The sequence below is a fragment of the Aestuariivirga sp. genome (genome assembly GCF_044238155.1).
Classification (GTDB): Bacteria; Pseudomonadota; Alphaproteobacteria; order Rhizobiales; family Aestuariivirgaceae; genus Aestuariivirga.
The window spans coordinates 1-10,698 of sequence record NZ_JBIIDX010000122.1; the positions used below are offsets into that span (position 1 = coordinate 1).

General features: G+C 55.6%; 9 protein-coding genes, 1 pseudogene and 1 riboswitch. Of the genes and pseudogenes, 4 read left to right on the forward strand and 6 right to left on the reverse strand.

The annotated features are described in order from the left end of the window. Nucleotides 1-288: 288 nt before the first annotated feature. Genes cobO through ACILRN_RS12575 form a run of 5 tightly spaced genes read right to left on the reverse strand, consistent with a single transcriptional unit; the run spans nt 289 to nt 6,505 of the window. The gene (gene cobO / locus ACILRN_RS12555) at nt 289-906 is read right to left on the reverse strand and encodes a cob(I)yrinic acid a,c-diamide adenosyltransferase (protein WP_395688780.1); all 618 of its coding nucleotides are present in this window, start codon (nt 904-906) and stop codon (nt 289-291) included. Next, the gene (gene cobN, locus ACILRN_RS12560) at nt 903-4,571 is read right to left on the reverse strand and encodes a cobaltochelatase subunit CobN (protein ID WP_395688781.1); all 3,669 of its coding nucleotides are present in this window, start codon (nt 4,569-4,571) and stop codon (nt 903-905) included. Before cobN ends, cobO begins: the two co-directional genes overlap by 4 nt. After that, nucleotides 4,571-5,608, reverse strand: coding sequence for a cobalamin biosynthesis protein CobW (gene cobW, locus ACILRN_RS12565; RefSeq protein ID WP_395688783.1), 1,038 nt, complete (start codon nt 5,606-5,608; stop codon nt 4,571-4,573). The genes cobN and cobW overlap by 1 nt, the downstream gene beginning before the upstream one ends. After that, entirely contained in the window at nt 5,605-6,315 is a 711-nt protein-coding gene (locus ACILRN_RS12570; protein ID WP_395688785.1) for a CbtA family protein, read from the reverse strand. The genes cobW and ACILRN_RS12570 overlap by 4 nt, the downstream gene beginning before the upstream one ends. 13 nt (nt 6,316-6,328) lie before the next feature. Then, nucleotides 6,329-6,505, reverse strand: coding sequence for a CbtB-domain containing protein (locus ACILRN_RS12575; RefSeq protein WP_395688787.1), 177 nt, complete (start codon nt 6,503-6,505; stop codon nt 6,329-6,331). A gap of 20 nt (nt 6,506-6,525) precedes the next feature. Next, nucleotides 6,526-6,739: riboswitch (cobalamin riboswitch) on the reverse strand. Nucleotides 6,740-6,884: 145 nt separating this feature from the next. Here ACILRN_RS12575 and ACILRN_RS12580 point away from each other — a divergent pair. From ACILRN_RS12580 to ACILRN_RS12590, 3 genes are all read left to right on the forward strand, one after another. Next, nucleotides 6,885-8,153 carry a tetratricopeptide repeat protein gene (locus ACILRN_RS12580; RefSeq protein WP_395688789.1) on the forward strand — a complete coding sequence of 423 codons (1,269 nt, stop codon included), beginning with the start codon at nt 6,885-6,887 and terminating at the stop codon, nt 8,151-8,153. A gap of 125 nt (nt 8,154-8,278) precedes the next feature. Continuing rightward, nucleotides 8,279-8,896, forward strand: coding sequence for a restriction endonuclease (locus tag ACILRN_RS12585; protein ID WP_395688791.1), 618 nt, complete (start codon nt 8,279-8,281; stop codon nt 8,894-8,896). A gap of 42 nt (nt 8,897-8,938) precedes the next feature. Then, entirely contained in the window at nt 8,939-9,355 is a 417-nt protein-coding gene (locus ACILRN_RS12590) for a DUF1489 family protein (protein ID WP_395688793.1), read from the forward strand. Here the strand turns inward: ACILRN_RS12590 and panC are convergent. Further along, nucleotides 9,352-10,194, reverse strand: a complete 843-nt coding sequence (gene panC, locus ACILRN_RS12595; RefSeq protein ID WP_395688795.1) for a pantoate--beta-alanine ligase — start codon at nt 10,192-10,194, stop codon at nt 9,352-9,354. The two genes, ACILRN_RS12590 and panC, sit on opposite strands and share 4 nt — an antisense overlap. Nucleotides 10,195-10,309: 115 nt before the next feature. Here panC and ACILRN_RS12600 point away from each other — a divergent pair. Then, nucleotides 10,310-10,698, forward strand: a pseudogene (locus ACILRN_RS12600) (bifunctional proline dehydrogenase/L-glutamate gamma-semialdehyde dehydrogenase); the annotation flags it as partial.

Consider the following 10,698-nt stretch of genomic DNA (forward strand, 5'->3'; position numbering starts at 1 on the left):
GACGAGCAAGAACGGCAAATTCCGTGACGGCCTGCTTGTCACGGCTTCCGTGGCCGCACAACATGACCCCTAGCTTTTCTGCCATGATCCTGCCTTCCTGATGAGCAGTTCCCCGGGCGAGGCCCGGTCCGGAAGGCAGCTCCGGCCTTGGCCCCGCCTTGGGTCGGCCTCACCGGAAATTGCTTTCAGTCCCGTCTCTGGGGACGCTGCGAGGTATTGTCCTAGTGCTCGGTTGCCGTCAGGTCAAGCAATGCGAGCGGCGGGTTTATGCAAATTTGCGCCATACCGTCAGAATTCTATTCCTGCCTGGGCTTTGACGCCTGACCGGAAGGGGTGTTTCACCTGCTCCATCTCGGTAACCAGATCGGCAATTTCGATGATTTCCTCACGCGCATTTCTGCCAGTCACAATTACGTGCTTGTCAGTTGGCTTGGCACGTAGCACCTCAATAACCTCGGACAGCGGAAGGTAGTCGTAGCGCAGCACGATATTCAATTCATCTAGAAGCACCATTGAAATCGTGGGGTCCGCTATGAAACGCTTTGCTTCTTCCCAAGCCGCACGAGCGTGAGAAATATCGCGTTCCCGATCCTGCGTTTCCCAGGTGAAGCCCTCACCCATCGCCTTTATCGTGACCAGATCGGAAAATTTTTCAAGCAGCACGCGCTCCCCGGTAAGACGGGCTCCCTTCACGAACTGAATAACTGCTATCTTCATGCCGTGACCCAGAGCGCGGAATACCATGCCGAAAGCTGCTGTGGACTTTCCCTTTCCCTTGCCGGTGTGAACGATCATTAAGCCCTTCTCAATGGTCTTGCCCGCCATGATCTTGTCGCGGACAGCTTTTTTCTTGACCATTTTGTCATGGTGTCGGGAATTGTCGTAGTCTGGAGAATCTTCGGTCATGGCAATAAATCCTTCAGGACATTATGTGCGGAGTTGGCTCTAGGGGTCCAGAGACCACGTTCCTCAGCTTCAACTAGACGCGCGGCGATCTCCTTGAGCGCTGCGGCGTTGTTCTCTGCAATGAAAGTCCGTGTTGCCTCATCCGCAATGAAGCTGTCATAGGCAAGATCGAAATGATGTGAACGTACGGCACCCGTTGTAGCTGCAAAGGCGAACATATAATCAATAGTGGCGGCGATCTCGAAGGCGCCTTTATATCCGTGGCGCTTTACACCGGAGATCCATTTTGGATTTACAACTCGCGAGCGCATGACACGGCTAACCTCTTCTTCCAGTGTTCGTATAATCGGGCGCTCGGGACGTGAATGGTCATTGTGGTAGGTGCGTGGGCGGCGACCTGATGCCTGTTCGACGGCGGCGGTCATACCACCCTCAAACTGATAGTAGTCATCCGAATCGAGAAGATCGTGTTCTCGATTGTCCTGGTTGTGTACCACTGCCTCTATGCGGCTAAGTCGGGTGCGAAATGCAACCTCGTCAAATGCGCCGGCTGCGGCTCCATACGCATAGGCTCCCCAAGTTACATAGGCTGCGGCGAGATCAGCACGCTCCGACCAGATCTTTTCATCGATCATGGCCTGCAGGCCTGCGCCATAAGACCCGGGTTTTGATCCAAAAATGCGGCTTCCCGCGATCCGAAGAGCATCTTCTGACGATAGACCAGCTGCCTCAAACGCGGCAAGCTCAGAGGTCAGCCGGGCGGCCAGAGGATTATCTTCTTCATCTTCCTCGAGTGAAGAAACTGCGCGAATGGCCTTGTCGAGGAGCTCAATTTGTGAGGGAAAAGCATCTCGGAAGAAACCGGAAATCCGAAGAGTTACATCGATCCGTGGTCTATCGAGCCGAGCGAGGGGAATGATCTCGAAGCCAGTTACCCGCCAACTCGCAGGATCCCACACCGGTTTAACGCCAATGAGTGCAAGAGCCTGGGCGATGTCGTCTCCTCCAGTACGCATATTGGACGTTCCCCAAGCGGATAGTCCGATCGCTTTTGGGTAGTATCCAGCGTCCTGAAGATGACGGAGAAGTAGTTGTTCAGCAGATTTTCTTCCCAGGTTCCATGCGGTAGGCGTAGGGAGGGTCCGATTATCCAGGGAGTAGAAGTTTTTTCCGGTTGGGAGTATATCAGCCCGGCCTCGGGTGGGTGCACCTGAGGGACCAGGATCGACCAGGCGACCATCCAAGCCTGCTACCATAGAGGTGATTTCGGATTGACCGCAGGCACGCAGTCTTGGGCGAAGGTCAATTTCAAGACTATCAAGGACCAATCGGGTATGTGTGAAACTCACTGGCGTGGGTGTTCCTGATACCAACTTGCTAGCAAAAAGTTCCAGACGCTCCACCGTGTCTGACGAGTTGCGCCAGATATCTGCTGTGAGATCGCGCAATTCCGGCGGCTTATGCTGGACCCATGGCTCGGTCATGTCGCAGGACAGTGGATCGAAGCTTTCAAAACCAAAGTCATTGCACAGTGCTCGAAGGAGAGACTGATCACCACGCTCACCTAGCCTTCGTGGCAGGCGTGTAAGTGCGAGCAATAGATCTGTTTCCTGTTGACCCTGTGGCGTGTGACCAAAAACATGCAGACCATCACGGATCTGCGCTTCCTTCAGGTCGCACAGGAAGGCATCGAGACGCTGGAGATCTTGATCGGGATCATTGACGAAGCTGGCATCCAAATCGAGCCTTGCCGTGGCAGCCAGATCCAGAATAGTTCTTCGCAAGGCATCAGCGCGTCGTGGATCAAGGTCTTTGGCAACATAGTACTCGTCAATCAGGGCTTCGAATTCACCCAGCGATCCATAAGTTCCTGCGCGAGTAAGTGGTGGCGTCAAGTGACTGATGATCACTGCCGAAGTTCGCCGCTTTGCCTGGGTTCCTTCGCCAGGATCGTTGATGATGAATGGATAGAGTTGGGGCACCGGCCCCAGGATTGCGTCTGGGTAACATTCGCTTGAGAGAGCTGTTGCTTTACCCGGAAGCCATTCGAGGTTGCCGTGTTTTCCGTTGTGAATTATGCAATGGGCGCAGAATTGCTCAGTAAGCCAAGCATAGAAGGCGATGTAACTGTGTGGCGGTGGCAGGGCAGGGTCATGATAACTTGTTTTTGGATCAATATTGTAGCCGCGTGAAGGTTGTATTGCTACTGCGACGTTACCAAAGAGAATGGCCGGAATTGCAAAATGGTCAGCGATGAAGAATGGATCTCGGTCCGGCGAGCCCCATCTGCTGTTTACTTGTGAGCGGATCACCTCGGGGAGTGAGTTGAACCTTTTGAGGTAGCTGGCAAGCGGCAGTGTTACAGGAGAATGCCCCTCTTGCAGCTTCTTGATCTGATTGGTTGGGCCCTTCTGTAATTCATTAATTAATTCATTTCCAGAAACAGGAATACATTCAACTGTGTAGCCCTCGCGCTGCATGTGTTTCATGATTTCGAGGGTGCTTGCGGGCGTGTCGTAGCCGACCCCGTTCGCAATTCGCCCATCTTTGTTGGGATAGTTCGCAAGCACGATTGCCACTTTTCGGTTGGCTGCCGGCGATCGCCGCAGCTTGACCCAATTTGCCGCAAGCTCGGCGACATACTCAACACGGTCGGGTAAAGCCGAGTACGTCACAATTCGGCATTCTGTGGCCGCGTGCCATTGCCTTTCGGCCTTGAAAGATATCGCTCGCGACAGTACGCGGCCATCAAGTTCCGGAAGAACCACGGACATTGCAAGGTCGCGGGCAGACAGACCTTGGGAATTGCCGCGCCAATTCTGTTCTGATCCCCCTGACAGGACAACTTGCAAAACCGGGCAGTCGTAAGTTCTGAGTGGATCTGGGGTGCTGCCAGACGCAACGGAGAAGCTGGTGGCATTCAAGATAAGGTCAGGGGGACAGTCGGCCAATTCGTGCGAAAGCAGGGCGAGACTTGCGCCATCCTTGAGGCTTGCAACATAGAGGGCGCGCGTTCCAATTCCTCGAGCTTCAAGTGCTGCAATGAGGGCATCAATTGGCTCGGTCTGACCCCCATCGAGGACTGAGCTATAAAATAAAAGTCCGACCGCGGAACTATGCCTCGCAGTCGTATCACGGTAAACTCCGCATTTATGAGGTTGCTCTGCTGGCGCCGGGGCTTCCGTGCCCTCTACGATATGGCGGCAGTAGGCGAGGAAGCGCCTGGCATTTTCAAACCCACCTGCTGCCAAATATTGGCGCAGTCGCTCGCAGTCCTGAAGCCCAAGTGTGGATCGGCGGGAGAGTTCTGGATCAGATGTTGCATCACCGGGCAAGACTGCAAGATCAATACCCCTGGTCTTTGCCAGGTCCTGGATTTGTTCCAGACCATATGTCCAGTAGGACGACCCCCCGAGCAATCTCAGGACGATAAGCCTGGCATTTTTCAGTGTCCGTTCGACGTAGATGTCAACCGACATCGGATGCTGAAGAAGCAATAGGTTGGTAAGACGCAGTTGAAGCCCCACATCATCTTGGGCACGCGCCAGGAGCGCCAATTCACTGTCTGCCGCGGATAGAACTACGATGGGCGCTGGTGTCTGCCTTAGGTCAATCGCCTCGGCGTTGCCATCAATGACACCACTATTCGTTGTGAGGAGATGCATTAGCTACGTAGCAAGGCCTCAATGGCAGCGCGATCCATGTGACGTGCACCAATCACGACAATTGCACCTTGGCGTCGCTCGCCTGATTTCCAACGGCGATCAAAGTAGATGCTCAGCCTTGGACCTACAGCCTGGATCAGAAGTCTGGACGGTTGACCAGATACAGCGACGAAACCTTTGAGCCGAAGAATGTCATGAGTTCGTATGGCCGTATCGATACGGCTAAGGAAAGACTCTTTGTCAGGCAACTCCGCCAAGGAGACGACGAAAGTTGCAAAGTCGTCATGGTCATGTTGTTCTTCGCCTTCCATCTCATGGTGTGACAGTCGGTTTGCCATATCGTCTTCAGCTGACGCTTTGCTGCCGATCAGGGCTGTTATATCCACGACGCCATGGCGGGCGGGGACAAGCCGAGTGCCTGGTCTCAGCTTCGGTTTTAGGATTTCGGAGACTATAGACGACTCAGTTTCTGCGAGCAGATCGATCTTGTTGAGGATTACCATGTCTGCACAGTTGAGTTGGTCCTCAAAGAGTTCTTCGATGGGGTTCTCATGATCCAGGGTTGGGTCGCCTGCGCGTTGCGCCGCCAGAGCCTGTTCATTATCTGCAAATCGTCCCTCAGACAGGGCTTTTGCATCCACCACGGTCACAACCCCGTCTACCGTCACGTGCGGTTTGATTTCAGGCCAATTGAATGCGCGTACCAGAGGCTGTGGAAGAGCAAGCCCCGACGTCTCGATAATGATGTGCTGTGGAGGAACAGGACGGTCGATCAGCTTTTTCATCGTTGGAATAAAGTCGTCCGCCACCGTGCAGCAAATACAACCGTTGGCAAGCTCGATCACGTCGTCTTCAGGGCAAGCTGAATCGCCGCAGCTCTTCAGTATTTCGCCGTCCACGCCCACATCGCCGAATTCATTGATAATGAGCGCCAGCCGCCGGCCATCCGCATTGGCCAATAGATTGCGGATGAGAGTGGTTTTCCCCGCTCCAAGGAAGCCGGTAATCACAGTCGCCGGAATCTTCTGAGTAGTCATTGTGAGTATATGTCCTTGGCGGCACGGTCAAAGGCGAGGGCGAGAAAATGCCCAATCAAGAGCCAGAAGATTGCATTGGCTGCGAGCGCGTTTGCGGCGAAGCTAGCTGCCAACGCAGGTGGAACGCTGCTTTCCGTAATCATGGGATGCGGAGCGCCGATTATGTGGGGGAGCGCCATGAGTATAAGCGCAAGGCTAATCACCCAGGTCTCCTGGCGGGAGGCGAGCAGGACCAAGCCAAGCCCTGTCGCGACGATTGTCGCTGCCCACCAGACTTGTCGGGCCATGAGGTCTCCTGCTGGAACACCGGGCAGTTCCGGTGGAAGCCCAATAGCCGGTGCGAGGCTAACAGCCAGAAATCCGCACATCCCCCAGACCAGCCCATTTCTTCGTGTGATACGGAGGCCTGAAAGCAGCGATATTCCGGCGAGCACTGCGGCGAACGCTGCGCCCGACATGATCGCCGTTAGAAACGTTGCAAAACTACGCTGCCAGCCATTAGTGGGTACCCATGCGCTGCTTCCATGTTCATGGCCAGTTTCATGATTGGCCGAGCTTCCATGCGTGTGGCCAGTCTTGGCGCTTTCCGTCTCATATGCCTCTGCTGCAAGAATGAGGGGCGTCAGCCGCACGTGCTGTATGGCGCCCATGATAAGTCCGGCCACGATTCCTGCAAGGAGCGTGGCGAGAACAACTCGCCCAGTCATTATCCACTACCTGTCAGTGGCAGGGAAAACCGATGGCGTGGCGCGTGTCATGCGCGGTGTTGTGGGCCACCGCCAGGTTTGACAGGCCTACTGCGTAGACAAGACACAGTCCGATGAATATCAAGACAAGGCCAGTGCCGAGGCGCCGGTTTGCTGTCAGCTGTGCTGATTTTGCGATATGAACGGTCATGAACACCCTCCGTGGTGACCAGGTAAGTCGTTTTGTGTGGCAGGTCTCCTGACTTGCGGGTCGCTGGACTTTGGTGACCTTCCCGGTTCCCCAGTGGCCGAGTTTACCAAAACCCTATCCGCTCACAGTTGCGGGGGCAGTCACGGATTTGGCCCCATTTGGGTCGTCCTCACCGCGTTCCCTGTTAGGCCCGCTGCCGACCGGCTCGCAGGCACCACACCCTTGCCCTTGTGCCAGCAGCGTCGGCTGGCGTCAACGTCTGGGAGCCGCTTTCCGGTCCAAAAACGACACAGTACTGGACGGCCTGTTTACGAGTCCTCAACCCTTTGGGCCTGTCAAAGAAAGACGTTTTTAACCCTGACGGCTCAATAATCCCCATATGAGCATCCGTACCCCGTTCCTTGTCACTGCGTGTTCCGTGTTTCTTGCTGCAAGTGTGGCGGTTTCAGGAACTCATGCCGCCTCGACTGAAGGCGACCTGGTCACAGCGGCCTATGAGGCCTTGCAGTCGGGTAACGTTGAGATTGCGATCGCCGACTATACCAGAGCTATCGACTCCCGTAGCCTTTCTCCCGATACGCTTGCCAATGCTCTTCTCAACCGTGGTCTTGCATACCAGCGCATGAATGAGCACGAGTTCGCGATCGACGATTATACTGCTGCCCTGCGTATAGATGCCATGTCTGGCTCCGTTCGCGCATTGGCGCTCTATAATCGTGGATTATCCTACCAGCGCTTGAATCGTACGACGTTGGCGATGGAAGATTTCACCTCTGCTCTGTTCCTAGATGGACAGTTCAGCCATGCCTATTACAGCCGTGGCACGTTGTTGCGTGACACCGGACAGTATCTGTTCGCGCTTGCTGATTTCGACAAAGCCTTGCGTTATGGCTATCCGGATCCCGCGCGCGCATATGTGGCTGAATCAATCGTTTATGAGAAGCTGAATCGACAGTCGGATGCGCGGGACGCGCTGACGAAAGCTTTGGCAGCCAACCCCAACTACGAGCCTGCTCACCGGCGGCTGGCTGCTCTGGATGGACTTTCGTTCTCGGCCGTATCTGGTGACGCAATCCAGACGGCTGCGGTTAGCCAGGTGCGGGATGCGCTTCCCGCTGCCAAGGCTCCTCCCGTGGAGCTGGTGGTTGAGGATCCGTCTGTAGGTGGTGGAAAGCAGTTTAACGATCGAATCGTGGCTTCACCGGCAGCAGTGGCTCCAGAATCGGTTGCTGCGGTCACAGCAGAGGAAACCATTCTTGCCGTCGAGACGGTGCCCGAGGATTCCCCCGTTGTTGTAGCCTCTGCCCAGGACGAGAAACCAGCTACTGAGGGAAAGGCACCGTCTGAATCAGAGGCTTCTGTCGAGTCACCGGCACCGGGGTCCGTCGGTGCCGCCAATGGGTGGGCGGTTCAGATTGCCTCTGCCACGTCGGAGGAGGCTGCCTGGTCGAGTTGGAAGAAGATGAGGAACCGCTTCAAGGTTCTGGATGGCAAAGAACCGGTAGTGGTGCGAGCGGATCTGGGTACAAAGGGCGTGTTTTATCGCTTGCGTCTGGTTGGTTTTGATAACCAAAAAGATGCTGGCCGCGAGTGTTCCGCTCTTAAGGCGAAGGGCATAAAGTGCTTTGTCAGCAGGGTAGCCTCGTAATCTGAATGTCCATGGTTTCAGGTTGGTCTCCCAAAGCGATAAGAATGCATTAAAGAATTTTGACTTAACGTCAAGTTATGCATTTTGGCGTTGACTTTCAGCGACTGATGGGTGCGCGTGTCGAGATGACAGAGCGTGACGGTACTCGTCTGTCAACAGCCGGTGGTGCTCCGGAAGCGTGTGACTCAGTTTCAGCCTTGGTCGCTTCCGCCCACGCCAGACTGGTTCAAGATCTTATCGGCTGCGTTCACGCCCAATCGCCAGAGTTTTTCGAGCGATTGATCATCGACGTTCTGTTGGCAATGGGCTACGGCGGTAATCGCGACAACATGGCCAGGAGCCTCGGGCGTACCGGTGATGGCGGCGTTGACGGTGTCATTGTGCTCGACGAGCTGGGGTTTGATTCGATCTATATCCAGGCTAAGCGCCTCAAACCTGGTTCTGCCGTGCCTGTTAGCGACCTGCGGGATTTCGCGGGCAGCCTTGAGGCCCGTCACGCAAGCAAGGGCGTTTTGGTGACAACGGCGCATTTTTCGGGTGCGGCCACCAGTTTTTGCTCGCTGATTTCCAGAAGGATCGTCCTTATTGACGGGGTCCGTCTTGCCGAGTTGATGATCCGCTACAACATCGGGGTGGAGGTCCGTCATTGCTTTTTGTTGAAGGGCTTGGACGACGACTACTTCAAGTTAGGCTCGGAGCGGAGGCAGGAGCAGAGCGTGGTCGGTTGGGGAAAACACCCGTAGTGTGTCTTTCGGTGCGAGCCCGATGTGGCTAAAACTACGTTCATGTCCCTTAATCTGATCAAGCTCTGCGTTGGCGTCAGCGACATCGAAGAGCTGCAAACGTGGGTAAGAGAGTCCCAACAAGGCATTGATACTCTTGACCATATTACCCGTATGTTTCCGAAGCGTGTGGCCGAGATATTGCCAGGGGGATCGCTGTATTGGGTGATTCGCGGCATGATCCTGTGCCGGCAGCCGATTGCAGACTTGGAGCCGGTCGTTGGCAATGATGGGATTGAGCGTTGCCGCATCGTCTTCAAGCCGGAGATTGTTCTGGTGCGCCCGACGCCCAAACGCGCCTTTCAGGGGTGGCGTTATCTTGAAGCAGCAAGCTCACCGCCTGACCTACCAAAGGCCGTCAAAGCTTCCGGGATGCCGGAAGAATTGCGACGTGAACTCGCGGAGCTTGGGCTCCTCTAAACTTTCATGTTGTCGATCAGGCGCGTTCGTCCAACCCAGGCCGCGGCCAGTAGGCGGAGGGGCTCTCCCGCCATCCGCGGACGAGCCAGCGTCTCAGAGTTGCGCGCTTCAAAGTAATCAACTTTGAGTCCGGCGGCTGTGAGACGCCGGGTCGCTGCTGCTGCTGCTCTGGTAGGCGCCTGCCCGCTGCGAATGGCCTCCGCGGTCCTCAAAAGGTTTTGATGGATACTAATGGCCGTCTTCTCTTCTGACGGCGAGAGATAGGCGTTCCGGGAGGATTTAGCGAGGCCAGTTGACTCGCGGACTGTCGGTATGCCGACCACCTTGATGGGAATATCAAGATCGCGGGCCATTTGAGTTACCACCTTGAGTTGCTGGTAGTCCTTTTCGCCGAAGAGGGCGATCTCAGCGCCTGTTTGCAGGAAGAGTTTGGCCACGACTGTCGTGACACCGGTGAAGAACTCTGGCCGAAACTTGTCCTCGAGCCCGGTCTTTGCCGGACCGTTCAGTGATACGGTGGTTGCGAAGTACTGCGGGTAAATGTCCTCAAGGCGTGGCAGATAGACAGCATGGCTGCCCGCCTGTGCAAGCTTACGAAGATCGCCTGACTCGTCTCTTGGATAGCTTCCGAGGTCTTCATGTGCCGCAAACTGCTTGGGATTGACGAAAATGGTTGTGATAACACGATCAGCGCGTTTGAGGCCCTCTCGAACCAGCTGGAGATGACCTTCATGGATCGCCCCCATGGTCGGTACAACGGCATATCGAAGGCCATCAGAGCGCCAGCGGGCGGTTTCACGGCGAAGAGCCGACAGGGTGCGTAATGGCTTCGTGGGCATGTCGGGCCTCGTGCGACAGGGGCTGGCAGAGACAGGCATAACATGGGCGTTTTTGGGAAAGAAGCCTCACCCGACTTGTGGCAAAGATTTAAGATGTACTCAGGAGTGCCGCACAATGATTGAATTGCCTGACCGATCCGCCATTGCCGCTCACCTGTTTGCTGATGAAACGACCTGCGTGCGAGCACTTGCCGCAGAGGCAACACTGGGTCCCGAGCAACAACAGCAAATTGAACAACTCGCCCGGCAATTGGTGGCGGCTGTACGCGCCGGGCGCCGCCGGCACGGCGGCATTGATGCGTTCATGCACGAGTACTCTCTATCCTCGGAGGAGGGCGTGGTGCTGATGTGTCTCGCAGAAGCATTGTTGCGAATTCCTGATGCTGAAACTGCCGACAGGCTCATCGCTGACAAATTGGGCGGTCGGGACTGGGAGAGCCACCTTGGTCGATCGGACTCGTTGTTCGTCAATGCATCTGCCTGGGGGCTCATGCTGACAGGGCG